The 26,527-nt window shown below is 41.6% G+C and carries 18 protein-coding genes; all 18 read left to right on the top strand.

Going from position 1 to position 26,527, the window contains the following annotated elements:
* Nucleotides 1-190: 190 nt before the first annotated feature.
* Nucleotides 191-790 carry a TetR/AcrR family transcriptional regulator gene (locus E4U82_RS13575; protein WP_135110714.1) on the top strand — a complete coding sequence of 200 codons (600 nt, stop codon included), beginning with the start codon at nucleotides 191-193 and terminating at the stop codon, nucleotides 788-790.
* Nucleotides 780-2,096 carry a purine-cytosine permease family protein gene (locus E4U82_RS13570; protein ID WP_135110713.1) on the top strand — a complete coding sequence of 439 codons (1,317 nt, stop codon included), beginning with the start codon at nucleotides 780-782 and terminating at the stop codon, nucleotides 2,094-2,096. The genes E4U82_RS13575 and E4U82_RS13570 overlap by 11 nt, the downstream gene beginning before the upstream one ends.
* Entirely contained in the window at nucleotides 2,093-3,184 is a 1,092-nt protein-coding gene (locus E4U82_RS13565) for an S-methyl thiohydantoin desulfurase family protein (protein WP_135110712.1), read from the top strand. Before E4U82_RS13570 ends, E4U82_RS13565 begins: the two co-directional genes overlap by 4 nt.
* 3 nt (nucleotides 3,185-3,187) lie before the next feature.
* The gene (locus E4U82_RS13560; RefSeq protein WP_135110711.1) at nucleotides 3,188-4,741 is read left to right on the top strand and encodes an ROK family protein; all 1,554 of its coding nucleotides are present in this window, start codon (nucleotides 3,188-3,190) and stop codon (nucleotides 4,739-4,741) included.
* A 545-nt stretch (nucleotides 4,742-5,286) separates the two neighbouring features.
* Nucleotides 5,287-6,453, top strand: a complete 1,167-nt coding sequence (locus E4U82_RS13555) for a nucleotide sugar dehydrogenase (RefSeq protein ID WP_135110710.1) — start codon at nucleotides 5,287-5,289, stop codon at nucleotides 6,451-6,453.
* A 140-nt stretch (nucleotides 6,454-6,593) separates the two neighbouring features.
* On the top strand, nucleotides 6,594-7,523 hold the full coding sequence (locus E4U82_RS13550) for an LCP family glycopolymer transferase (protein WP_135110709.1): 930 nt from the start codon (nucleotides 6,594-6,596) through the stop codon (nucleotides 7,521-7,523).
* Between the two features lie 611 nt (nucleotides 7,524-8,134).
* Nucleotides 8,135-12,031, top strand: coding sequence for a glycoside hydrolase family 84 protein (locus tag E4U82_RS13545; protein ID WP_167751417.1), 3,897 nt, complete (start codon nucleotides 8,135-8,137; stop codon nucleotides 12,029-12,031).
* Nucleotides 12,032-12,456: 425 nt separating this feature from the next.
* Nucleotides 12,457-13,590 carry a GntR family transcriptional regulator gene (locus E4U82_RS13540; protein ID WP_135110707.1) on the top strand — a complete coding sequence of 378 codons (1,134 nt, stop codon included), beginning with the start codon at nucleotides 12,457-12,459 and terminating at the stop codon, nucleotides 13,588-13,590.
* A gap of 234 nt (nucleotides 13,591-13,824) precedes the next feature.
* Nucleotides 13,825-15,111, top strand: a complete 1,287-nt coding sequence (locus E4U82_RS13535) for an extracellular solute-binding protein (RefSeq protein ID WP_135110706.1) — start codon at nucleotides 13,825-13,827, stop codon at nucleotides 15,109-15,111.
* 14 nt (nucleotides 15,112-15,125) lie between these two features.
* Nucleotides 15,126-16,052 (top strand): carbohydrate ABC transporter permease, encoded by a 927-nt coding sequence (locus tag E4U82_RS13530; RefSeq protein ID WP_135110705.1) that lies wholly within the window; start codon nucleotides 15,126-15,128, stop codon nucleotides 16,050-16,052.
* On the top strand, nucleotides 16,042-16,887 hold the full coding sequence (locus E4U82_RS13525) for a carbohydrate ABC transporter permease (protein WP_135110704.1): 846 nt from the start codon (nucleotides 16,042-16,044) through the stop codon (nucleotides 16,885-16,887). Before E4U82_RS13530 ends, E4U82_RS13525 begins: the two co-directional genes overlap by 11 nt.
* A 32-nt stretch (nucleotides 16,888-16,919) precedes the next feature.
* A complete protein-coding gene (locus E4U82_RS13520) occupies nucleotides 16,920-20,048 on the top strand; it encodes an alpha-mannosidase (protein ID WP_135110703.1) in 3,129 nt (1,042 codons plus the stop codon).
* Nucleotides 20,049-20,170: 122 nt separating this feature from the next.
* Entirely contained in the window at nucleotides 20,171-20,455 is a 285-nt protein-coding gene (locus E4U82_RS13515) for a hypothetical protein (RefSeq protein ID WP_245183587.1), read from the top strand.
* Between the two features lie 154 nt (nucleotides 20,456-20,609).
* Complete coding sequence (locus E4U82_RS13510) at nucleotides 20,610-20,918, top strand: PTS sugar transporter subunit IIB (protein ID WP_135110702.1); 309 nt, start codon at nucleotides 20,610-20,612, stop codon at nucleotides 20,916-20,918.
* A 23-nt stretch (nucleotides 20,919-20,941) separates the two neighbouring features.
* Complete coding sequence (gene celB, locus E4U82_RS13505) at nucleotides 20,942-22,237, top strand: PTS cellobiose transporter subunit IIC (protein WP_135110701.1); 1,296 nt, start codon at nucleotides 20,942-20,944, stop codon at nucleotides 22,235-22,237.
* An 85-nt stretch (nucleotides 22,238-22,322) separates the two neighbouring features.
* Nucleotides 22,323-22,634 (top strand): PTS lactose/cellobiose transporter subunit IIA, encoded by a 312-nt coding sequence (locus tag E4U82_RS13500; RefSeq protein WP_135110700.1) that lies wholly within the window; start codon nucleotides 22,323-22,325, stop codon nucleotides 22,632-22,634.
* 17 nt (nucleotides 22,635-22,651) lie between these two features.
* Complete coding sequence (locus tag E4U82_RS13495) at nucleotides 22,652-24,040, top strand: glycoside hydrolase family 1 protein (RefSeq protein ID WP_135110699.1); 1,389 nt, start codon at nucleotides 22,652-22,654, stop codon at nucleotides 24,038-24,040.
* A gap of 116 nt (nucleotides 24,041-24,156) precedes the next feature.
* Nucleotides 24,157-26,091 (top strand): BglG family transcription antiterminator, encoded by a 1,935-nt coding sequence (locus tag E4U82_RS13490; protein ID WP_135110698.1) that lies wholly within the window; start codon nucleotides 24,157-24,159, stop codon nucleotides 26,089-26,091.
* Nucleotides 26,092-26,527 lie beyond the last annotated feature (436 nt).

The raw sequence follows: 26,527 nt of genomic DNA, 5'->3' as shown, positions 1-26,527 counted from the left end.
TCAATTTGATATACGTGACAAATTTATCACAACTAGAAAAGAAAATGAAGGGACTTATTTAATTCGCCACTTTGGTCCAATACTTTGTTCGTCTAGTCGTGTTAAGTTAAAATATTTTTCTAAAAATATTGACGGAATGAAGAAATAGTGCTACTATTTTCACCTAACAAACATTAGTTAGGTGAAAACTATGACAAGAGATAAGATTATTGAGGCGACTATCGAAAATTTTGCAGAATATGGCTACCAGGGAACGTCCATGAGGAAAATCGCTGAGAAAGTCGGCATTAAAACAGCGTCTATTTATTATTTTTTTGCGAATAAGCAGGAACTTTTTATTCAATCAATCCGGGTCATTCTGCAACACCATTTTGCCAATATGAAAGCGGCCTATGAGAATCATGAATCAGAACAAATTAGCCCATTATTTTCAGAATTATTCAACAGAATTGTCTTTCATCATACGCAACATGAAGAAGAAACGAAAGGCTATATCATGATGGTCACGTCACCAATACCGGACATTAAACAAGAAGTCCGTGTGTATCTGGAAAAATATGATAGCTGGCTTGTTGACCATTTAACTCAGGTCATTCGTCAGAGATATCCGGATTTGCATGAATCGGAAATCGAAGCAATCATCGATTATTTTATCTTTATCGGAAATGGCTTGTTTTGGGGTGTGATTATTTATGACCGGGAAACAATTGACAAAAATCTTAAACAAGCCGTTACCTTAATGAATCAATGCTTAAGTCACGTGATAGGGAGTGAGAAGGATGGACGATAACAAAAAGTTCATTGAAGACTACGAATTGGACCCGGTTCCGGATGAGAAGAGACAAGGCTGGTTTAAACAAACACTGGTCTGGATCGCGGGGATTGTTGCGTTATCAGCAACTGCACTTGGGGGAGCATTGGGCAGTGGCATGAATTTGACCGATTCTATTATCGCGTCACTTATCGGGACATTTCTGTTATCCCTGTTAAGCGCCCTTTGCTGCATTGTTGGAGCCAAAACAGGTTTATCGACAGCACTCGTATCGTCTTTTGCCCTTGGTAGATACGGATCAATGGCTGTATCGGTCATTATTGCGCTATCGTTATTCGGTTGGTTCGGTGTGCAGCTGGATTTATTCGGATCCAGTTTACATAAAGTGATTAACGATGTGTTCGGGGTCCATATCGCTCCCAGCGTTCTCATGATCATTGGTGGGGCCTTAATGACGTTGACCGCCTGTATTGGCTACCAGGCCATTGAAAAACTGAGTACGATTGCTGTGCCGTTGCTTGCCATCTTATTAATTGGCTCGGTTTATATTACGAGCAAAAATTTTACGTTTGATGAACTGAATCAGATGGCATTGACGTCAGATCCGCTGACGATTGGCATGGGAATCTCATCTATTATTGGGTCTCTTGCCGTTGGCGCAATTATTGGACCGGATATTTCCAGATATGCTAAATCCGCCAAAGATGCTGCCGTTTCAGCTGTTCTCAGCTATTTTATCGGCTACTGTATCGTTCTGATCATTGCAGCAGTCCTGGCAAAAGCAACAAGTGAAGTGGATGTTGTTGCCATCATGATCGGCATCGGATGGGGGACCGGCGGCATGCTCGTCCTGATTCTTGCCCAATGGACCACGAATAATACGAATATTTATTCGTCGGCATTAGGGTTTTCAGTTATTTTCAAAATGATTCCCAAATATATTTTGACCATCATTGCAGGTATTATTGGCATCATCTTTGCCATATCAGGTATTTACGATCATTTTATTCCGTTTTTAAACGTCTTGAGCGTCCTGATTCCGCCGATCGGGGGTATTTACACAGCTGACTTTATCTTTAGGCACCGGGAATATCATTTTGCCAATATTCATCGGATCCCGAATATGCGCGTTCACAGTCTGATCATCTGGTTTGTCGCGGCCATGCTCGCGTTTATGACGACGCCAAGTCCGACTGGTTTCGGCTTATTTACGATTACGAGTGCGGCAGGCATTGATTCCTTTTTAGCCGCATTTATTATGCAGTTGGTTATTGGATTCAGGTATAAAAATAACAAATTAACTATCGAGGGGGATACAGCATGAGATTAATTGGAAAAGAAGAAGTTGAAAATATCGCAATTGGTGCCGCACTATTAGGTACCGGCGGCGGGGGCGACCCGTTTGTCGGTAAAATGATGGCTTTTCAGGCCATCGAGGAACAGGGCCCCGTGGAGTTATTGGATATTACAGAAATTAACGATGAAGATGTCATTGTACCGTCTGCGATGATGGGTGCGCCAACAGTACTGGTAGAAAAAATTCCAAGTGGCGATGAAGCACTCGAGGCCTTTCATTCGCTGGAAGACGTTTTGAACAAAAAAATCAAAGCCACGATGCCGATTGAAGCGGGTGGTGTCAACTCATTATTACCGGTAGCACTCGCTGCCAGTACCGGCTTGCCGATTGTGGATGGTGATGGGATGGGCAGAGCTTTTCCCGAATTGCAAATGGTCACTTTTTACTTAAATGGTGTCAGCACGACGCCAATGGTTTTAGCGGATGAAAAAGGTAATAGTGCCGTCTTAAATATGGTGAATGGGGAATGGGCTGAAAAAATTGCCCGGGCTGCCACGATGGAGATGGGCGGCTCCGTCATGAATGCCATCTATCCCATGAACGGCAGACAAGTGAAGGATGCGAGCATTTATCGTACCTTGACACTCGAGGAAAACATCGGCCGGACCATCAAAGAAGCCAAAGCGAATCAAAAAAATCCGATCGAGGAAGTTTTACAACTATTAGGCGGATTTACGTTATTTTCAGGAAAAGTAATAGACATTGAGCGACAAACAGACGGCGGGTTCGTGCGTGGTACAGCAACGATTGAAGGTCTGGATCAGCATAAAGGGGATAACGGCTATCTGGAATTTCAAAACGAAAACCTGATCGTCAAAACCGATCACGACGTTCTTTGCATGACCCCTGATTTAATCTGTGTGCTCGATACCGAGACCGCGCTTCCGATGACCACAGAAGGCTTGCGGTATGGTGCACGAGTAACCGTCATTGGCATACCTGCCGATGAGAAATGGCGCACGGAAAAGGGGGTTGAAGTCGCGGGTCCGCGTTACTTTGGCTATGATTACGATTTTACACCAGTTGAAACATTACATGAAAGGCAGGGGGAATAAATCATGACATTTCGTTTAGGCATAGACGTCGGCGGCACCAATACAGACGGGGTCCTGTTAGACAGGGAAATGAATGTCGTTCATTCGTTAAAAACCCCCACAACGGACGACGTCGAAACAGGCATCTATCAGACCATCAATCAGCTTATTACTGATGCACATGTCGATGCAGACAATATTGATTTTGCCATGCTCGGCACGACCCAGTGCACCAATGCGATTGTGGAACGAAAACATCTGAATAAAGTCGCCATCATTCGCATCGGTGCGCCAGCTGGAACCGCGATTAAACCACTGGCAGGGGTACCGGATGATTTAAAAGCCATTCTCGGAAATTACACGTATATGGTAGAAGGCGGCCACGAATACAATGGAGATGAAATTTCACCATTAAATGAAGGGAAAATCCGCCTAATCGCGGAAGAGTTAAAAGGCAACGTGGATTCCATTGCTGTCACCTCAATCTTTTCACCGGTCAGTAAACGTCATGAAACACGAACAGAGGAGATTTTACGAGACGTATTAGGGGACGACATTTCGGTCTCCCTTTCCAGCGAGGTCGGGAGCATGGGGTTACTGGAGCGCGAAAATGCAACTATCTTAAACGCTTCGATTATTGATGTCGCCAAAAGGACGGCTGAAGGATTTGAAAAAGCATTAAACACAAAAGGTATCGATGCCAAAGTTTTCTTCTGCCAGAATGATGGCACGTTAATGTCCAAACATTATACGTTAAAATATCCGATCTTAACAGTTGCGTGTGGGCCAACGAACAGCCTGCGCGGGGCGTCGTTCTTGTCCGATAACAAAGATGCCATCATTGTGGACGTCGGCGGGACCACGACCGACATCGGGGTTTTGGCGAAAGGTTTCCCGAGACAATCATCCCTCGCAGTCGAGCTTGGCGGCGTCCGTACCAATTTCCGCATGCCAGATATTCATTCCATCGGCCTTGGCGGCGGCACGGTCATTCACCTTGAAGGCGATCAATTCACGGTCGGCCCCGACAGTGTCGGCCACCGAATCCAGGAAGAAGCATTGGTATTCGGCGGTTCCACCCTGACAGCCACGGATGTTGCGGTTGCCCTCGGAAAAGTCACGCTCGGCAATCCCGAGAATGTCAGCCATTTGGATAGCGAGTTGCTTGGCGCCATCTATCAGCGCATGACAGACATGGTGGAAGAGTCGATTGATAAAATCAAAACAAGTGCCGACAATATGCCGGTAGCGCTGGTCGGCGGCGGAAACGTTCTATTCCCGGACGACCTGCATGGCGCTTCTGAGGTATATAAACCGGAAAACGGCGGCGTAGCAAATGCCATTGGCTCCGCTATCTCGCAAATCAGCGGTGAAATTGAGAAGATATACGCCATCAGCCCGGAAAATCGCGAAGAAATCCTAAACAATGCAAAGCAACTCGCCATTAATGAAACAATCGAAGCCGGCGCCGACAGCGAAAAAGTCGAGATTGTCGATATCGAAAACGTCCCATTAGCTTATCTGCCCGGAAATGCAACACGCGTTAAAATTAAAGCAGCCGGCGATCTGGCGTTGTAGAGACGATCTCGGAGTTCACCCCGGACGCGGATAGTCATCAAAAGGCACACCTGACAGATTTCTGTCGGGTGTGCCTTTACAATTACCGCGTTGTGAATGATGCTGAGGAATTCAAGAATTTATCAGATGTTCTGAGTTTGTTTTAAATAGTATTTGGCCTTTTTCATTTCAATTCTTTTCATATATCAGGCCATTCCATCGTCATTTATTAAGCGGCTTGTACCTTCTTTAAGCTTTTTTCTAATAGTTTTCCACTGTATTTCATGGTAACTTGAATAATGAAGGAAAAGGCAGAAATTACGCTTTATTCAATACATGAATTAATCACGTGTGGATGCATGCAGAAATTCTCCGATCCGTATCGATTACTATTCAGAAGAAATAGGCAAAGATTTTAACGCTAAGTCCTGCCACCATCCCTGTGCACAGGACTATTGTCGTAGTAAAACACGAAGCAATTTGATAAGATAGGATAGAAGTAGAACAAACTGCCGAAATTTGATGAAAAATATGTTATCATACAGGGAAATAGGAGGCGAACACAAATGAAAATTGCAGTCGCAGGAACAGGCTATGTCGGCTTGTCCAATGCTGTCCTGCTTGCCCAGCATAACGAAGTCGCTGCATTCGACATCGTGCAGGAAAAAGTCGATATGATTAACGATAAGAAGTCGCCCATTGTCGATCATGAAATAGAAGACTTCCTCACCAACAAAGATTTGAACTTGACCGCTACCACAGACAGCGAAGAAGCTTTTGGCGACGCTGATTATGTCATCATTTCGACACCAACCAGCTATGACCCGGACCAGAATTATTTCGACACATCAACCGTTGAAACCGTCATCGGCAATGTCCTGGACATCAACCAAAATGCTGTCATGGTCATCAAATCGACTATCCCGGTTGGTTACACAAAGGAAATCAATGCCAAATTTGTAACTGAGAATATTATCTTTTCACCCGAATTTTTACGAGAAGGCAGGGCATTATACGATAATCTATATCCGTCACGCATCATCGTCGGCGAACAATCTGAACGCGCTCAAACATTTGCCAATATGCTTGAACAAGGGGCCGCAAAGGAAGACATTGACGTGTTATTCACGAATTCAACCGAAGCTGAAGCCATCAAGCTATTTGCGAATACGTACCTGGCCATGCGGGTCGCTTTTTTCAACGAACTGGATTCGTATGCCGAAGTACGTGACCTCAACACGAAGCAGATTATCAACGGTGTGGCCCTTGACCCGCGCATCGGTAACCATTACAACAACCCATCCTTTGGCTACGGAGGCTACTGCTTGCCAAAAGACACCAAGCAGCTTCTCGCTAACTACGAGGACGTGCCAAACAACATCATGCAAGCCATCGTGGACGCTAACCGTACACGAAAGGATCACGTCGCCAACATGATCATCGAACGAAACCCGGATGTTGTTGGCATTTATCGCCTGACCATGAAGACTGACTCGGACAATTTTCGCCAATCAGCCATCCAGGGTATCATGAAGCGCATTAAGGCGAAGGGCATTGAAGTGATTGTATATGAACCAGCACTAACAAACGAGACATTTTACAACTCTCGTGTTGTGAATGACTTTGAGGAGTTTAAGAACTTGACAGATGTTATCGTTGCTAACCGGCCCGATACCCAATTGAGTGATGTGATGGACAAGGTATATACACGTGATTTATTTAGTCGGGACTAATAGATGGGGTGTTAAGGTCCCCGTTGCAACATATTGTTGAAATAGTTCAGTAAGGATAGGCAATCGATCTAACAAGATGACATTGAAAGACTAATAGTTGAGCAGGCCATGTTCAGCAATTTAAACAGGTGGTGTTTTGAATGGCTAACCGGCAAGATCGCCATAAACCAAAAAGGAAAAAGTGGATTTGGATTACATTAATCGTTTTGTTTGTTTTGGTAGGTTTAGGGACCGCTTACGGCTACTCTATTTGGCATAATGTTCAAAGTACGGTTGATAAAAAGTTACATAAGCCGGTGGGTGGAATTGATACAGAAGCGACTAAGAAAAAGGTTGAGAAAAAAGAACCGATCAATATTCTGCTGCTTGGTGTGGATGAACGTCAGTACGACAAAGGACGCTCAGATACAATGATTGTCATGACACTGGATCCGGCAAATGATCAGATGCAGATGGTCAGCATACCGCGTGATACCCGCACCGAAATTGTCGGAAGAGGTACAATGGATAAGATTAATCATGCCTATGCGTTTGGCGACAGTGAAATGTCCGTTGATACCGTAGAAAACTTTCTGGATATTGAGCTGGATTACTACGTCCGCATGAACATGGAAGGATTGGCACAATTAGTTAATGCAGTCGGCGGTATCACCGTAACAAACGATCGTGCGTTCAACCAGGGAGGACACGCATTCGGGACAGGGGAACTGCAACTGAATGGAAAAGAGGTACTGGCCTATGCACGTATGCGTAAAGAAGATCCACAGGGTGATTTAGGACGTAATGAACGGCAACGCCAAGTGATTCAAGGCATTATTAATAAAGGTGCTAACTTCAACGTCGTTAACAAAGTTGACAACATCATGGACGTGCTCGGCGATAATATGGTTACAAATATGAAATTTGAAGACATGCGCAACCTCGCCACCAACTACCGCAGCGCAAGGAAAGACATCAGCACCTATCAAATGTCCGGCCAAGGCCAACGAATTGACGATACTTATTATATGTTGATGTCAGACGAAGAAGTAGCGAAAGTGCATAAGATGATTACGGAGTATGGATCGTGAGGGTTGGAGACTTGGAGTTTTTCAGAGAATAGCGTTATAAATGAATAAATATAAGGAATGTTTGGTCGCCATGTGGAGAATTATTAGACGGATACCGGGGATTGACTAGAAGGTGTTCGTAGGAAAAAGAGCTATCTCCGACTAGTGCACTAAAACGATAGAATCCTTTAACACCCCGTAGGCATTAATACCCGGGCATAAATCGCTGTTTTTGAATACGTTTCCATATCTTGTTGACTTTGGTTATGGTCATAGTAAAATAAAGATGTTGGAATATTGAATCATATGTTACTGACGCGATCAGGCATGGTGATAAACGAAATGGATGAAAGGCCCCCTCTCCATTGTTATCGCCATGCCTTTTATTTTTTTTGCAAGTAATGAGATCCATCCTGAGTATGTATGCCGGAACAATCAGGAAAACGAGAGGTCAGCCGGTTTTTTGTTCCAGATTTCCTATATGGCCGGTCCGGGCATTCACGGCATTGGGTCTTAATTTAGAACTCAATAATCCAACAAGCAACGATAGAAGGAGGTGCAGCGGAAACAGTTATTCGCGCATTTTTTACGTGAACAATCTGGACAAAAACGTGAAAGGAAGGGATAAGAAAATGAAAAAACGATTAGGATTCTCTTTAACGATCATAGCTGTCATGCTGCTTAGCACAGTCTCAAGCGGATTTGTACCAGCTGTAAGTGCTGAAGGTAAAAGCCCTGTCAAAGAATATGAGATTTATCCGACGCCACACACCGTCGAATATGATAACGGGATGCTTTCACTGAACAAAGGTGTTCAAGTTATCTATGACGACACCATTGATGACGTTACCAAAGGGAAGGTAGAAAAAATATTCACGGATAATGGGATGGAAGCGCCACCTGTTGTGGAGGAGCCATCAAACGATAAGATAAACTTAATGGTAGGTACAAACGGATCGGATGGCCCTGTTGATGACTATGCTGCTGAAAATATGGATAGTCAAGGGATGGATTTTGACAAAATAGACGCCTATCAATTAGATATTAAAGATAACAATATCGTGATTTTAGGAAAAGATACAGATGCCAGTTATTATGGGGTCGTTACATTGGGGGCGATCTTGGAGCAAAGCCCGCAAAAGGTAATTCGTAATATGCGTGTGAAAGATTTTGCAAATACAGAAGTTAGAGGATTTATTGAAGGGTACTATGGCATTCCATGGAGTAATGAAGACAGGAAATCTCTCATGAAGTTTGGCGGCAATTTTAAAATGAACTCGTACGTATTTGCACCAAAGGATGACCCTTATCATCGAGAAAATTGGGAAGAGCTGTACCCGGAAGATAAATTGAAAGAATTAGAGGAGTTAGCCGAGGTTGGGAAAGAAACGAAAACGCAATTTATCTGGACCATTTCCCCCTTGGGCGACGTGGCGGACCTTGCAAGAGAAGAAGGCGAAGATGCAGCAATGGCTGTTCTGGAGGAAAATACGGACAAGCTGCTTGCCAAATTTGATCAGTTATATGAGGCAGGAGTTCGCCAATTCGGCGTGAATGGTGACGATGTTGGAAGTTTGCCGCATGAATACGTCGTTCAAATGATGAATGCCATCTCTGAATGGGCGGATGAAAAAGGGGATGTACGCGACACGCTCTTTACCCCTGCAAGCTACAACTCGGGTTGGGCCTGGAACCCGGAAGAGTTAAACGCTTATGAAGAAGGCTTTGATGAAGATATCCATATTTTTTGGACTGGATCCACCACCGCCGCACCTGTTACGCAAAATACGGTCGATGTATTTAAAAACAAAAGCAATGATGGGACTGAACGAAGAGACCCGCTATTTTGGCTGAATTGGCCGGTAAACGATGTGGATATGCAACGCGTTTTTCTTGGTAAAGGTGAAATGCTGGAGACGGGTATCGAAAATCTTGCTGGTGTTGTGACCAATCCAATGCAGGAAGCGGAAGCATCAAAGATTGCACTTTTTGCCATTGCAGATTACACATGGAATACCGTTGATTTCAACGCCCAAAGGAGCTGGGAAGACAGCTTTCAGTATATCGAGCCAGACGCTGCCGAAGAATTGCACGAACTTGCGAAACACATGTCTGATGCAGATCCGGATGGGTTGAAGCTATCCGAAAGTGAGGACATTAAGGAACTGCTGAATGCGATAACCGAAAAGCTGGATAATGGGGGATCATTGAAAGAAATTGCTCCAGAAGCAATGGATGAATTTCAAAAGATCGCGGATGCAGCGGACGAATTCATGGCCAAAACGAACAATGAAAACCTGAAAGAAGAATTGGCTCCATTTGTTAAAGCATTGCGTGATATGGTACGTACGGATATGAAATTTGTGGAGGCAGCAATCGCAGTTGAAGCGGGAAATGAAGAAGAAGCATGGAACACACTCATGAAAGCAGCGGCACTGCGGCAACAAAGCTTGAATTATGATCGGCCGTTAATAGATGGCACTATGAAAGTCAAGCCTGCCCAAAAGAGACTGCAGCCGTTTACGGATCATTTGGAGGAAAAAGTGACACAAAACGTTGAAAAAATGTTAGATGTTAATGTTAGTGAATCCGAGGCTAGTGTATTTACAAATGTAGCTGATTATCAAGATCTGTCTATAACTGAAAAGCTTGCAGTTACAACCATTAATGAGCCGGCTGATGTGGAGTTGGAGAGAAACGAGTACGTTGGCTTAAAACTAAGCCGGATCAAGGATCTGTCCAACATTGGTGCAACGGAAGTGGATGGATTATCACTGGAAGCTTCCCTGAACGGAATTGAATGGGAAACAGTTGAGGATTCCGACAAGCCTGCTGATGCAAGGTATGTTCGATTAATCAATAAAACTTCTGACCCTATTGAGTTTCGAATGGATCAGTTTAAGGTGGCCTCAAACGAGATAAAGCCGAAGTCGGTGAAGGACAAAAACGTGGAGCTTCACGGATCAGAGGCATTTAATGTTTTAGACGGTGATTTATCAACCTATACTTGGTTTGCAGAAGCCCAAAAGAAAGGCCAGTATATTACTTATCATTTAGGGCAAAAAATTGATCTTGATCGTTTAAAGGTTTATGTGCAAAAAAATGAAGGAGATTTCCCACGTCATGCGGTTATTGAATCTTCACTGAATGGTAGAGAATGGAATACAGTGATGGCTCTTGGGAATCAGGACGGTCCCAACAAGGGTGAAGAAAGCGATGAAGATCATATTGAGGATGTTTTTCCTAAAGTGGAAGACGATTACCGCACAAAAGAAGTAACAGATATCAACCAAGAGGCGAAATTTCTACGGTTTAAAGTAACTCGAACAAAAGAAGGGACAGGCAACTGGCTGCGAATGCAGGAGATTCAAATTAACGGTGGTACATTTTTACCGGAAGAAGTTACTGGCCCGACAATGGAGGATAAGAATGTTGAGCTGCACGAAACATCATTACCGTTAAATGTTTTAGATGGTGATTTATCAACTTATATTTGGTTTGCAAAACGACAAACAAAAGGGCAGTTTATGACATATAATCTCGGGAAAAAAATTGACCTCAATCGTTTAAAAGTCTATGTTCAAAAAAATGAAGGAGACTTTCCACGTCATGCGGTTATTGAATCTTCATTGGATGGTAACAAATGGAATGAAGTGATGACCCTCGGAAATCAAGACGGCCCGAACAAGGGTGAAGAAAGCGGTGAAGACAATATTGAAGAAGTTTTTCCTAAAGTGGAAGATGACTACCGTACAAAAGAAGTAACTGATATTGATCAAGAAGCGAGATTTTTACGTCTGAAAGTAACGCGAACAAAACAGGGGACAGGTAATTGGCTTCGAATGCAGGAAATTCAAATTAATGGCGATAAGTTTTTACGAGAAGTTAACGATCCAACAATTACAACAACGTCAGAAGTTAACATGGGAAACAATGTTGGAAATATCGCCGATGGAAATCTAAGTACCCCATTCAAACCTGCTAATGAACAAGCCGGTGAGGTTGTCTATCATATCGGGGAAGCTGGTAAAGACGTAACTGGCATCACTTTGATGGAAGATTCAGCGAACGTTTCCAATAGTAAGGTTTCGGTTCGAACATTAAATGGCTGGAAAGAACTCGGAACGACTGAAGCAGGGTATACCTTCTTTGATGTAGCGGACATGAACGCAATCTTAGATCTGAAAATTAAATGGACAGACGGAAATCCCCCTGCACTATATGAAGTCAAAATTGACAAGACGGAGGACAAAGGGAATGTGGAGTCAACCATCAAGGCAATGAAATCATTGGTGGAGCAGTTCGCCGATGAAGGCAAAATCGAAAATGATCGGGATGCACGTTTGCTGCAGACGCATTTGACATCACTCGATCACTATGTCAAAAAAGATTCATTGGAAAAGGCCGCGAAGCACATGGACGGCTTGAAACAATTCGTTGAAAAATATCAGGAAGAAGGTCAAATGGATAGCAAATCGGCAGAAACTTTAATCAGACATGCCGAGATTTTAATCCAAAAGTGGCAATAGAACTGAAATGGTAACCCTCTGGCATATTGCTGGGGGTTCCATTTATTTATTGGTGGAGGGGAGTGGATGGAAGTTAAAACAAGGAGTGGCGCCATATCCAGAACTGGGTAGAAAAGGAGAATATTCCGACTGAAGTAGCACTCTCCTTCTTTTGTTTTTAGCCAGCTTTAGTTGGCGATAATTGGAGCAGCCCCCTCGACATACTTTGAAAGCGGAAAATCTGCAGAATTGCTTCGTTAAATGTTATCAAATTTATAACCTTTCTTTTCGATATCTCATATGTTTCATTAAAAAAACACTGCAACAAAAGATCTTAGGTTTTCAAATGGCATGGAATATGGGTGTTAAGGCAATGATTGATATTACTTTCTTTTTGTTATACTGTTATATCATGTTATATTGCATAATAATAGAGGTGAAGTAAAATGAATAAACCCTTGTATGAAAAAATATATATCCAATTAAAACAGGATATTGTTAAAGGGAAATTTAAAGTCGGTGACAAGATACCGTCTGAGAAGGAATTATCAGAGCAATGGTCCGTAAGCAGGATTACACCTAAAAAATCTTTGGATATATTGGCAGATGAAGGAATTATTGAAAGAAATCCAGGAAGAGGATCCTTTGTAGTTGAACATAATCAACTTAGAAATAATGGCCGAAATATAAAAGTTAGTAATAATACACAGCTTATAGGATTGATAATCCCTAACCTTGAGGACAATTACGGAATAGATCTGGTTAACAATATAGAAAGTGAAGCAGGAAAGTCCAATTGTTTTATAATATTAAAACGTTCATTGGGAGATGCCCAAAAAGAAAAAGAGATTATTCAGGAGTTGTTAGAAATCGGGGTTTCTGCTTTCATTATTTTACCTTCACACGCTGAACATTTTAATCAGGAAATCCTTAAACTTGTATATGATGACTTTCCTATTGTATTAATCGATCGCTATCTAAGAGGTGTACCTGCAGTTTCCGTTTGTTCGGATAATCGTAAAGCAGCTAAAGAAGCCACAGAGTACTTGTTTGGTTTAGGACATGAAAATATATGTCTTCTATCCCGCCTTCCAGACGATACTTCCGCATTAGAAGAAAGAAACGATGGGTTTATTGATGCTTATGTGGATAATAATATCAAAATCGAAAAACATCAATTTATGAATGATATTTCAAGTACCTGGGCGGGCTTATATGGAGAAGAAACGATTCAAGAAGACACCTCAAAAATCAGACAACGATTGAAGACTAGCCCTGATATCACTGCATTCCTTGCAGTGGAGTATCGTATTGCTCTGTTAGCGGAGTCCGCTGTAAAAGAAATGGGATTGTCAATCCCGGAAGATATATCAATCGTATGTTTCGACAGCACAAAAGAAAGTACCGAAAGAAGAAAATTCACTTTTGTTCAACAGAATGAAAAAGAAATGGGAAAACAGGCTGTTGAATCTGTTTTGAAAATGATAAATGGTGAAAAAATAGAAGATCAAACAATAAGGCTTGAAACGGCTATTGTTGAAGGGACGTCCACAAATGGAAGATTGAAATATAATAGATAGTATATCAATTAATATACCAATTATATATTGACATATAACATAATATGTATTATGTTATATGAAAACGCTATCAGTTAGAATTTAATGAAAATTAAACAGGGTAAAAAGTAATTAACTGGAGAGAAGAAGTGTGAGCTAGATTTTATTCATTTTTTCATAGAATCCAGGAGGGATAAACAAATTTTCTATGATCCATTTATTAAAACGATAATAATTCGGAGGTGAAGTGAAGAAATGAGATTTTCGAAGAGTTTATTTATGTTTGTCATGCTTTTAGCGTTTATCGTTGGATGTTCCTCTGATTCAGGGGAAGAAAGTGGAAATAAGGAACTTACATGGAGCACAACAACAGGATATTCACCACAATCAACAACATCCGCTGTTGCGGATTATATATCCGGTACAGTGGAAGACTTCGAATCGGAACACTCAGATATTTCACTGAATACACAAATTCAATCATCAAATATCAGCGAAGCCATGGCACGGATATTAGAGCAGGCTAACCAGGACAGGGCTCCTGATGTGGCTGTGATAGATTCATATTTATTTCCGCAATATATTGAACATTTGCAGCCGCTCGATGATTTGATGGAGGAAAAAGGAATGAAAGTGGAAGACTTTTTACCTTTTGCACAAGATGTGTTAACCGGTCCTGATGGGAAAGTCTATGGCCTGTATATGAGTACAGATACCCGTGTTCTATTTTATAATAGTGAATTAATTCCTGAGCCACCGAAGACGTGGGAAGAAGTTATTGAAGTAGGTAAAAAATTGAAAGACGAGGGATATGACGGGATTTCAACCCCTGGAGGGAGAGGGGAAGGAACCTCGGTTACAACACTTTGGCCGTTATTTTGGGGGCAAGGCGGAAAATTGGTTGATGACGAAGGGAATCCTATATTTGGAGAAGGTAAAAACAAAGAAATAATGGTTGATGTATTGTCAACCATACAAAGTGCTGTGGAAGAAGGCGTACTGCCACAAAGAGTTGCCGGATACGGCAGTGAAAATGATCAGAACGAAGAAATTGCAGCCGGTAATGTCGGGATGTTTATCGGCGGTAATTGGCAAGAGTCGTTTTTAAAAGAAACGCTGGGTGAAGAGGAATTTCAAAAGTGGGAGGTTGCACCGGTTCCCCAGCTTGAAGGTGGCGAAAGAACAACAACTTCAGGTGGCTGGGCATGGGGAATCTTCACAGATGACCCGGAGAAGAAACAGGCGGCATTTGATCTTGTCTATAATACGTTTATCAGCGAGCAAGGTATGGGCGAATTCACTTCAATTTATGGAGAATTGCCTTCAAGAACATCAGTCTATGAATCAGAACATTACGAAGGAACACAGTTTAGTGATGAATACAGAGAAATGCTTAAAAATGATGCTAGAGTACGCCCGGCATCAGACGATTACCCGGAAATTTCCAATCAGTTGCAGATAGCCATTTCAGATGTCATTTCGGGAAATAAAGAGCCAGAACAGGCAGTAAACGATGCTTGGGAAGTGGTAAATAATGAGTAAGGTTGATTTGAGCTATGTCAGTAAAAAATAAAAATGGACTCGGTCAGTCGAAAATGAAAAAAAGAATCAGCAATTCAGCTTTACCATGGTTATTACCATTGCTGTCCGTATTAGTTTTTGTCTTTTTATTTCCGGTCGTGGAGATTGTCAGATTAAGTTTCACGAACGCAACATTAAATGGTGGTGAATACAGCTATACCTTGGATTCGTATATAAGTTTATTTACGAATCCAGGGTTTATGCAAATGCTTATTGTTACAGGGATTTTCGTGTTTTTTAGTATCACATTTCAAATGTTGTTCGGGTTTTTAGTCGCTCTCATCATTGACCAAGGGGAGAAATGGAATTTAAAAGGGACCGTTTTGACCCGTACTGCCGTATTAACTGCCTGGGCAATCCCCGGTGTAATTATAGGGGTTATTTGGCAAATGTTATACAATGAAACGGATGCAGGTATCATCAATTACTTGCTGAGCATCGTTGGTATAGGCCCTGTCCCGTTCTTATCCGATCCGACAACAGCCCTAATTGCTGTTACATTTGCCAATGTATGGCGAGGGACTGCTTTTAGTATGATCCTGATTTATGCCGGATTAAAAACACTGCCATCTGATGTTATCGAGGCGGCAAAAATAGATGGGGCAAATGCCATCCAGCGCGGGATGAAAGTTATTTTACCGATGCTGACTCCGATGTTGTTAATCAATTTGGTTATCATATCAATCGATACCTTTAATACGTTCGATATGGTCATGGCGCTGACAGGTGGCGGGCCTGGTCAAAGTACAGAGGTTATCTCGCTCAGTATCTATAATTCTATTTTCAACCAGTTTAATTTGGGCCAAGGAGCTGCCACATCTGTCGTATTGTTAACGATTAATGTTGCGATGACTATTGTCTATATCTTGTTTCTGGGGAGGGGAGAGAAAAATGCAGCGTAGAATGAATAAGCAAACCGTTCTGAAATTCAGTTTGTATATCTCTTATTTTTTCGTTGGGATTTTATTTCTTTTCCCTTTGCTCTGGGTTCTCTCATTGTCTTTTAAGACATCAAAGGAATTGTATAATGTACCGCCTACGCTGCTCCCAGATAATTTGCAATTTGAAAACTATAAACACGTCATTGAAAATAATAATATATTGGCATACTTGGGCAATTCTGTACAGGTCGTTGCACTAACGGTAATCCTTACGTTGATTATTGTGCTCCCGGCTGCTTTTGCCTTATCGCGGTTTAAGTTTAAGCTTAAGGGGTTATTATTGCTCGGTATCATATTAACGCAGATGATATCAGCAGTCGTCATATCAATCCCTTTATACCGGCTTTTTGCAGAATTGGGATTGCTCAATAACTTTGCAATTCTGATTATCGTTTATGTAGCCGTTGTGCTGCCCTTTTCCACATGGTTTTTGAAAGGTTATTTCGATACGATTCCAATTGAATTGGACGAAGCGGCTACTGTGGATGGGTGTAATAAATTTCAAATATTAACGCGGGTTCTTCTCCCCTCGAGTATGCCAGGAATAGTCTCAGTTACATTATTGGTGGCTGTACAGAGCTGGTCGCAATTTGTCATTCCATTCATTTTACTAGATATGCAAAGCTTATATCCTGTTTCAGTGGGTATCGTTAACCTGCAATCAACACAGCAAGCCGTTACAACCCATTATCTCGCCGCAGGTAGTGTCCTTTCAATACTGCCTGTTATTGTTCTATTTGTGCTGTTACAGCGATTTATTGTGGGGGCTTTAACTACTGGTGCTGTAAAGGGTTAATTAAAGTTATATAAGACAGGAGGAACTTACGGATGTTTAAAACGCTGGAAAAACTTAAAAAAAGAATTGATGAACTCAATGTGTACAGGTATCGGGACTCCATTAAAATAGAGGATTTTGCTTTTTTGGAAGATGAGCAGGGTGAGGTCGGGGCACGACCACCGGAATCGGGGCCCTGGGGTAAAATCAGCCTTGAGGATCGTTGGCAAGGCTGGGACAAATATATTTGGCTGCGAACCTCTGTTCAATTTCCGGTTAAATGGAAAAACCGTTCAGTAATAGGAAAATTTGATTTCGGTACAACAGGCGGGGGGCATAATTCCGGTTTTGAGTCGCTTCTTTACGTTAACGGGGAGGCATATCAAGGTGTAGATTCAAACCATAAAGAAGTCTTTTTCGCAAATGATTATGCCGGCCATGAATTGGACCTTTGTTTCAGATTATGGTCTGGCCTTGATGGAATGGAAGGATTGCATGAAGAGCAGGAACATAAGATCCGTCAGGCAGAGGTGTCTTGGCTGGATGAGCACACGGATGATTTATTCTATACGGCAAAGGCTGTACTTGAATCGATATATGTCATGGATGAAAACGATGCAACAAGAATACAGCTTCTTAAAATACTGGATAGGACATTTAAGATGATTGACTGGTCCAATCCGGCAGGAGAGGCTTTTTATCAGTCAATTCAATCGGCGGTCGATGTGCTGAATTCTGAACTGGATAAAATACAAACGGAAGATATTGTAACAATTAGGGGCATTGGTCATACGCATATCGATGTGGCATGGTTATGGCGGCTGCGTCACACGCGTGAAAAAGCTGCACGTTCCTTTTCCACTGTATTAAGATTAATGGAAAAGTATCCTGATTATATATTCCTGCAGACTCAGCCACAATTATATGAATACATTAAAAATGATTACCCGGAAATCTATGAAGGCATCAAGGGCAGGGTTAAGGAAGGAAAATGGGAAGTCGGGGGAGTTATGTGGCTTGAGCCTGATAATAACATTCCCTCTGGCGAATCATTGGTAAGACAAATACTGAAAGGCCAAACATTTTTTGATAAAGAATTTGGGGAAACTTCATTCAAGTATCTATGGTTGCCTGATGTGTTTGGGTATTCTTGGGCACTTCCGCAAATTTTAAAGAAATCCGGTGTAGAAGTTTTTATGACAACTAAGATAAGCTGGAATCAATACAACCGCATGCCTCATGATACATTTCGATGGAGAGGGATTGATGGGTCAGAAATCTTGACACATTTTATAACCACTCCGGAATCTCACGTGAGCCGATATACTTATAATGGTGTAATAAATGCAAAGTCTGTAAAAGGTATCTGGGATGAGTATAAAGATAAATCATTAAATCAAGAGCTTATACTGTCTTACGGATACGGGGACGGTGGCGGCGGTGTTAACCGTGATATGCTGGAGATGAGACGCCGGCTCGATAAAATACCCGGAATGCCCAATGTGATAACAGGAAGGGCAGATGATTATTTTTGCGATTTAAAAAACAGAGTTGAAAACAGTGGTCAATATGTCCATACATGGGATGGCGAGCTGTATTTGGAGTACCACAGGGGTACATATACCAGCCAGGCACACAATAAACGAATGAACCGGAAAATGGAATTGGCTTATCGTGAAACAGAATGGCTCAGTGTATTCGGTTATTTGCTTTCAGGTCAATGGGATCAGCAATCTCAGGTAAATTTTGATGAGGGCTGGAAAATTATTTTAAGGAACCAGTTTCATGATATTCTTCCGGGAAGTTCTATACATGAAGTATATAAGGACAGTAAGGAAGAATATGAAAAGGCAAATGAACTGATTACACAATCAAGAGATAAGCAGCAGGATACGATTTTATCCGAAACAAAGGAAAATGCATTTACCGTTTTTAATTCGTCGCCATGGAAGCAATCAAATATTGCAGAAATAGAAGGTGTAAAGTCAATCAGCGGCGTTTGGCAGGACCAAAGTTATAATAAACTGGAAGCCCAAAATGAAAATGGCATCTGGTATGTCCACGTGAACGATATCCCTTCATTGGGTTATACCACAATCTATTTTGATGGGTCTCCAGCTCAGGAAAATGAGGTCTATGGCTTTGAAACATCCCGAAATGGAATCGTAACCCCGTTTTATGAAATTGAGTGGAACGAGAAGGGGCAGCTGACAAAAATTTATGATATAGAGAATAAACGACACGTATTAAAAGAGAACCCTGGAAATGTGCTGCAGGTATTTGAGGATAAACCACTGGATTTTGATGCGTGGGATATCGATTTATTCTACCAGGAAAAGTATAAAGTTGTTCAACAGATCGAAAGCATATCTATCAAAGAAATTGGCCCTTTAAGAGCGGTTGTGTCATTTAAATGGCGGTATCATGATTCGCTGATTGATCAGGAAATGGTCCTCTTCGCAAAAAGCCGAAGAATTGACTTTAGTACGAATGTTGATTGGCACGAAAATAATCAATTGTTAAAAGTGAAATTCCCTGTAAACATACGAGCAACTGAAGCCACATATGATATTCAATATGGGAATGTGAAGCGTCCGACACATTGGAATACAAGCTGGGACTATGCAAGATTTGAATCGGTCGGTCACCAGTGGGCAGATTTATCAGAAAGAAATTATGGCGTCAGCCTTTTGAATGATTGCAAATATGGCTATGACATAAAAGATAACGTCATCCGTCTCTCGCTTATAAAATCTGCAGTGAAACCAGATCGCGAGCAAGACCAGGGAAGACATGTGTTCACATATTCATTATATCCTCACAGAGGTGACTGGTTTGAAGGTGGAACAGTTAAAGAAGCCTGGTATCTAAACAATACACTTTCTTGCGCTCAAGGTAAAGCTGAAAAGGAGACGGAATCCCTATTTTCTGTTTCATCAGAGAATATTATGATAGACGCCATCAAAAAAGCTGAACAAAGTGATGAAATTATCGTAAGGTTACATGAGTATGCCGGGAACAGAAATAACTTCGAGCTTATGAGTGATTATGAAATAGTTGAATGGGCAGAATGTGATTTAATGGAAAACACGATACAAAATAAAATGAACAGTAATACCATTCATTCAACTATATCACCTTATGAAATCAAAACGTTCAAAGTTAAAATGAAAAACAATTAAATATATTAAAGCCCTATTATTTTTAATAGGGCTTTAATAGTCTGGTTTGACAGGTAGTGAAGATATTCCAATTCTTAAAGTCGAAGCACGTACAGATTGCAAACGGCAAGGGGATCGTTATTTTGGAAACACAGCAGAGTTCGGATACGACTTATCGTGTGTATGATTATGACCGGACAGATGCAGGTGGAAACAAACGAGAATTGCACCTAGAAAAAGCTGCAGCGGTGACGAACGTTCCGCACCAGGTTCCTAAGCTGAAACAGGAAGAAGTCGTTTCGGGAGATTTGGCTATGACAAACCTCGTTGAAAATGATTATTTTGGGGTGAGTAGATGGAAGGTGACTGGCAGAGTCGAGTTCCCCTTCTATCACACTAACCTGCAGAAAATCCGTTTGTTAAGCTGAATACTATTTAAGAAACTGCTAGTAAAGACACTGGCAGTTTTTTAAATAGTAACAATTTCCTACATCTAGCGGAAAATTGTTGTGTCTTAATGAAAGCGTTTTTATTTTATAATGAAACTAAATCAAGATAAACATACTTTTGGGAGGAACTAATATGAAACATATATTACTAGCGTGTTCATCAGGAATGTCAACAAGTCTATTAGTCAAGAAAATGGAAGAGGAAGCGGAAAATAAGGGAATTGAGGTGAAGATATGGGCTGTTGCTCAGGACAAAGCAATGGAAGAGCTTGAAAATGCAGATGTGCTGCTTATAGGTCCGCAGATGCGATTCATGAAGAAGAAGTATTCAAAGACAGCTGAAGAGGCAGGTACACCGTTGGATGTGATTGATCCGGTTGCTTATGGAAGAGTGGATGGAAAAGCAGTTCTCGAGCATGCACTTAAACTGATAGATGGATAAATTCAAAAAAGGGGAGTTAAAAAATGAACAAGTTTATGGAAGTGCTTGAAAATTTTCTAATGCCCATTGCGGATAAATTAAATAACAACCGATATTTAACCGCATTGCGCGATGGTTTTATGATTGCATTGCCATTAATTATTTTTGGTTCGATTTTTGTCGTGTTAGCCAATCTGCCATTTCTGGACATGTTGATTGGTGAAGAAGCTTATGCAACTTATCAAAGTGCATTGGGACCTGCGTCTGCTGCGACACTTAGTATTATGGGTGCTTTTGTAATTATTGGTATTGGTACGAAATTAACACAGTCATATGACATAGAAGGTATTTATGGTGGTGTGGCAGCATTTGCGGCATTTTTAATCTTGACGCCACAGACATTGGAAGGCGTATCAGGTGTCATTCCGACGTCGATACTTGGTGCAGAGGGAATGTTCCTTGGTATTTTCACGGCATTCATCGCTGCAGAGCTTTATCGGTTCTTTGTCCAAAAAAAATGGACAATCAAGATGCCTGCTGGTGTACCTGATGCGGTGTCACGGTCATTCAGCGCTTTGATTCCAATCACATTAACACTGAGTGTATTTTTAGTTGTTCGGATAATCTTTAGTTATACCCCGTTCGATACAGTTCAGAACTTTATTTATACGATTATACAGGAACCGTTGACTGCTTTGGGAAGTGGATTACCGGCTACCCTTGTAGCTGTGCTTCTGATTCAGGTGTTCTGGTTCTTTGGGCTGCACGGACAGATTATTATTAACTCGGTGTTTGACCCAATCTGGTATGCACTGAATGATGAAAATCTGCAAGCATTTCAGGCTGGAAGCGAACTGCCGAATATTGTTACGAAGCAGTTTATTGACACGTTCCTGGTAGGTATGGGCGGATCAGGTATGACGCTGGCAGTTGTCATTGGTATATTTGTGATTGGCCGAAGCCGACAGCTTAAGGAACTCGGTAAACTTGGCGGTCCTCCAGGTATCTTTAACGTGAACGAACCAATTATTTTCGGACTGCCGATCATCATGAATCCGTTGGCACTGATTCCATGGCTATTAGCTCCGGTTGTTGTTACGTTCATAACGTATTTTTCGATGGCTACGGGGCTGGTGCCAAAACCAGCTGGGATTATTGTGCCGTGGACGACGCCGGTAGGACTGAGTGGATTTCTTGCAACAGGGAATGCCTGGCAGGGTGCAGTGCTGCAGTTCTTTAACATGGCGGTCGTATTCCTGATATGGTGGCCATTCTTGAAAATCCTCGATAAAAGTTATTATGAATCTGAGAATAAAGGGGAAAATAGTCAAGCAAGTTAAACAACAGATTAATAATGGCCTTGTTCATTGGCAGGGCCATTATCTTAGTTATAGGAAAATCTATCTTCTTCAGAGGTGAGTACACATGACAACTAAAAATATAACGGAAACAGCATTTCAAATTATTCTTTACGCGGGTAATGGTAAATCCAACGCAATGGAAGCTATCCAGGAAGCGAAAGAAGGAAACTTTGAGAAATCGGACGAATTGATGGAAGCAGCCGGCGAAGAGCTAAATAAAGCACATGATTTTCAGACTCAATTGCTTCAAGGTGAGGCCAATGGTGATGAGTCTCCCTTAAATCTGATGCTGGTTCATTCCCAGGATCATTTGATGACGTCCATGACGGTCCGGGACCTTGCAATCGAACTTGTTGAAATTTATCGAAATAAATAGGAAGGCGGTAAAAGATCATGACAATTACGTATCAATTTCCAGAAGGTTTCTGGTGGGGAAGTGCGACTTCCGCTACACAAATTGAAGGTGCCGCTTCAGAGGGCGGTAAAGGAAAGAATATTTGGGATCATTGGTATGAAACAGAATCGAATCGTTTCTTTGAAAATATCGGACCGGAAGCGACGTCGGATTTTTATCATCGCTATAAAGAAGATATACGACGGATGAAAGAAATCGGCCATAACACATTCCGATTATCGATTTCCTGGGCAAGACTGATTCCCGGTGGCCGTGGTGAGGTGAATCCGGAAGCTGTGACATTTTACAATCATGTCATTGATGAGCTTTTGGAAAACGATATCGAACCATTCGTTAATCTGTTCCATTTCGATATGCCGATGGAATTACAGGAAGAAGGCGGCTGGGAAAGCAGAGATGTTGTCGAAGCATACACCAAGTATGCGGATGAATGCTTCAGACTGTTCGGTGACCGTGTTTCGAAATGGTTCACATTCAATGAGCCCATCGTTCCTGTTGAGGGCGGCTACTTATATGATTTTCATTATCCAAATATAGTCGATGCTAAACGTGCGTTTCAGGTTGCCTACAACACCATGATTGCTCATGCGAAGGCTGTGGAAGTCTTCCGGGAGCATAATGTAAAGATGGGTCAGATTGGGATTATTTTGAATCTGACACCGTCGTATCCTAGAAGCGAGAATCCTGCTGACTTGAGGGCTTCCCGGATAGCGGATTTATTTTTCAATCGGAGTTTTCTGGATCCGGCTGTTTTAGGGGAATACCCACAGGAACTGATTGATCTTTTGCAGGAACATGGGCAGCTGCCGCAAACGGAGAAAGGCGATTCGAACTTACTGAAAGCCAATACAGCGGATGTTTTGGGTGTCAACTATTATCAGCCGCGCCGTGTCAAAGCGAAAGAAAGCCTGCCGAACCCGTATGGGCCATTTATGCCTGACTGGTTTTTCGACATGTATGAAATGCCTGGCCGGAAAATGAATCCATATCGCGGCTGGGAAATCTATGAAAAAGGTATCTATGATATTATGATTAATTTAAAAGATAACTATGGTAATATTCCATCATTTGTTTCCGAAAATGGCATGGGTGTGCAGAATGAAGATCGGTTTATTGAAAATGGCGAGATTCAGGATGATTACCGGATCGAATTCATCGGAGAACATCTGAAATGGCTGCATAAGGCAATCGAAGAAGGGTGCAATGCTAAAGGTTACCATCTGTGGTCATTCATGGACAACTGGTCCTGGATGAATGCGTATAAGAACCGTTATGGGTTTTTCTCGGTTGATTTGGTAACGAAAGAACGGACGGCGAAGAAAAGTGCACATTGGTTCAAATCGGTATCAGAAAATAATGGATTTTAGTCAGGTGGTAATGAGATGCTGGAAGCGCTCTGTGATTATTTTTCAAAATTCTTTGAAGCGGCTAAGCATTAATGTCTTTTGAACGATAACTGCCGTAGCATAAGGAGAAAAACAAAATGCTAAACGCCAGAATAAAAAATATACTGCGAGAATTGATGGCACTGGATTCACCGATAACAGGCACTTATCTGGCTAACACCAATCAGGTTACATCACGAACGACCAGGAATGATATTAAGAATTTAAATGAGATTATTTCTGAACATGGTGCCGAAATCTGTACAACCATGGGAAAAGGTTATCACTTGGAAGTTACCGATAACCAAAAGTTCCGGAATTTTCTCGGGATTGTATTTACTGAGAAAGTGTCAGATGGTCGTATGGTACCAAGTCTGCCGGAGGAACGTACAGCATACCTGATTAAACGACTCTTACTCAGCAATAACTATCTGAAGCTGGATGATTTGGCTGATGAAATTTATGTCAGCAAATCCACGATCCAAAATGATTTAAAAAATGTAAAAAACGTATTGGATGATTATGATATCCATTTGGATTCCCGGCCAAATCATGGGTTGAAGGCAGTCGGCGATGAGCTGAAACATAGATTTTGCATGGCCGAGTATATTTTTGACCGGAGTGAAGAAATAGGCGATAAACTGCCGGATGAAGTTTTTTCTTCTTTTAATAAAAAAGATATGGATGCAGTGCTGGCTATTATTGTAAGTGAAATCAGGGACAATAATATTACGTTATCGGATATTGCGATTAACAATCTCCTGATCCATATTGTCATTGCTTATAAGCGCGTCAACGAAGGCCATCACGTTTCGTTGTATCACACAGATTTTAAGGAAATAGTGGAACAGAAGGAATTTCAAGTAGCCGAGCGTATCGTGAAGAAGGTTGAAACTGTATTTGGTGTAACGTTTCCTGAAGAAGAAGTGGCTTATGTAGCCATACATTTACTGGGAACGAAAATGGTATCTGTATCCGGAACAAGTGAAGGAAAAACGATTGATCACTTGATTGAACCCGGCACGTACCATCTTGTAGACGCCATTCTTGAAAAGATAGAAGATAAAATGAATTTAAAAATCAATGGGGATCAGGAATTGATGGTTGCTCTTGGTTTACATCTTAAGCCTGCTATTAATCGATATAAATATGGTATGAATATCCGGAATCCAATGCTGGAGGACATTAAACGTAATTATCCTTTAGCGTATGAAGCTGGGATTATAGCCGGGTTGGCGATTGAAGAACAAACCGGCTCAGAAATAAATGAAAATGAAATCGGTTATTTGGCGTTACACATCGGTGCTGCCATGGAACGGTGCAAAATGGAGACAGAACCGAAACGCTGTCTTATTGTCTGTGCATCAGGCTTGGGCAGTGCCCGTTTACTATACTATCGAATCAAGTCAAAATTTGAAGGCAAGTTGGAAGTTACTGGAACGACCGAATATTATAAACTGAACCAGCATGATTTGCGTACGATTGACTTTATTATCAGTTCTGTTCCAATACCAGCAGAGATTTCTATACCGGTAATTGAAGTGAATTCCGTCCTTGGGAAGCAGGATATTGATAATATCGAATCATTCATTGAAAATGAACAATCGATTTACGACTATTTTCAGCCGGAACTGCTGCACCTAAGGAGGGACTTTGATTCCAAAGAGGCTGTGCTTTGCTTTATGTCTAGGTATCTGCAGGAAAAAGGTCGGATCGATGGAGCGTTTTTGGATGCCATTTATGAACGGGAAGAAGTTGCTGCAACCGCGTATGGTAATCTGGTTGCTGTACCCCATCCGATATCGCCGCAATCTGACGAGACATTTTTGTATGTTTGTACACTGGAAAACCCGATTACTTGGGAAGGCCAATCTGTCCAGTTTGTCTGTGTCCTGAGTGTTAAACGAAATAGCACGGAAGATTTGCAGTCCATGTATGAATTGCTTGGCAACATTATTGATAGTCCATCCCTTGTGCAGGAATTAATTAAAGCAGAAACGTATGACGAGTTTGTGAAGGTTTTATTGCAGTGAAGAGCTAGCTGTTAGGTTTGAATGTAGCCGCAGCTTGTTTTTGTATGGTTGGGTTGAGGCAACGTAAAATCGAATCTTTCTATTTAATGAGGCGAATAAGGAAGAGAACTGGAGGCCTATTTACCGGTTTTATGTTTATAAGTTTCCCTAAAAAGTGCTTATGTTTATTTAGCGAAACTTATCTACTACAAATGTAACGACATGAAAAATTTGTTCGGGAAAATGTTTCAAAAAAACGGGAATGGTTATATCGAGGATTTTGTCACACCGCGGTTGTTACGGGATGCACAGTTATTAACCGTTTGGGAAGTGTGTTTGGCAAGTGAAAAGTACATAAGTTGGCAATACTTTTTTACATAACCTTGCCAGCCAGTTTATCCCTGCGATTGCGAATGAATTTCTTATTAATTTTTCAAGGTACAAACGGAATTCGTCA

It is taken from the genome of Lentibacillus salicampi, assembly GCF_004565465.1.
Lineage (GTDB): Bacteria > Bacillota > Bacilli > Bacillales > Amphibacillaceae > Lentibacillus > Lentibacillus salicampi.
Note: the sequence above shows the minus strand (reverse complement) of the source record. Positions and strands in the feature narration are given on the sequence as shown.

Coding starts and splice junctions, on each gene's coding strand:
- E4U82_RS13575 (WP_135110714.1), top strand. CDS start 191: ATGACAAGAGATAAGATTATTGAGGCGACTATCGAAAATTTTGCAGAA.
- E4U82_RS13570 (WP_135110713.1), top strand. CDS start 780: ATGGACGATAACAAAAAGTTCATTGAAGACTACGAATTGGACCCGGTT.
- E4U82_RS13565 (WP_135110712.1), top strand. CDS start 2,093: ATGAGATTAATTGGAAAAGAAGAAGTTGAAAATATCGCAATTGGTGCC.
- E4U82_RS13560 (WP_135110711.1), top strand. CDS start 3,188: ATGACATTTCGTTTAGGCATAGACGTCGGCGGCACCAATACAGACGGG.
- E4U82_RS13555 (WP_135110710.1), top strand. CDS start 5,287: ATGAAAATTGCAGTCGCAGGAACAGGCTATGTCGGCTTGTCCAATGCT.
- E4U82_RS13550 (WP_135110709.1), top strand. CDS start 6,594: ATGGCTAACCGGCAAGATCGCCATAAACCAAAAAGGAAAAAGTGGATT.
- E4U82_RS13545 (WP_167751417.1), top strand. CDS start 8,135: ATGAAAAAACGATTAGGATTCTCTTTAACGATCATAGCTGTCATGCTG.
- E4U82_RS13540 (WP_135110707.1), top strand. CDS start 12,457: ATGAATAAACCCTTGTATGAAAAAATATATATCCAATTAAAACAGGAT.
- E4U82_RS13535 (WP_135110706.1), top strand. CDS start 13,825: ATGAGATTTTCGAAGAGTTTATTTATGTTTGTCATGCTTTTAGCGTTT.
- E4U82_RS13530 (WP_135110705.1), top strand. CDS start 15,126: ATGTCAGTAAAAAATAAAAATGGACTCGGTCAGTCGAAAATGAAAAAA.
- E4U82_RS13525 (WP_135110704.1), top strand. CDS start 16,042: ATGCAGCGTAGAATGAATAAGCAAACCGTTCTGAAATTCAGTTTGTAT.
- E4U82_RS13520 (WP_135110703.1), top strand. CDS start 16,920: ATGTTTAAAACGCTGGAAAAACTTAAAAAAAGAATTGATGAACTCAAT.
- E4U82_RS13510 (WP_135110702.1), top strand. CDS start 20,610: ATGAAACATATATTACTAGCGTGTTCATCAGGAATGTCAACAAGTCTA.
- celB (WP_135110701.1), top strand. CDS start 20,942: ATGAACAAGTTTATGGAAGTGCTTGAAAATTTTCTAATGCCCATTGCG.
- E4U82_RS13500 (WP_135110700.1), top strand. CDS start 22,323: ATGACAACTAAAAATATAACGGAAACAGCATTTCAAATTATTCTTTAC.
- E4U82_RS13495 (WP_135110699.1), top strand. CDS start 22,652: ATGACAATTACGTATCAATTTCCAGAAGGTTTCTGGTGGGGAAGTGCG.
- E4U82_RS13490 (WP_135110698.1), top strand. CDS start 24,157: ATGCTAAACGCCAGAATAAAAAATATACTGCGAGAATTGATGGCACTG.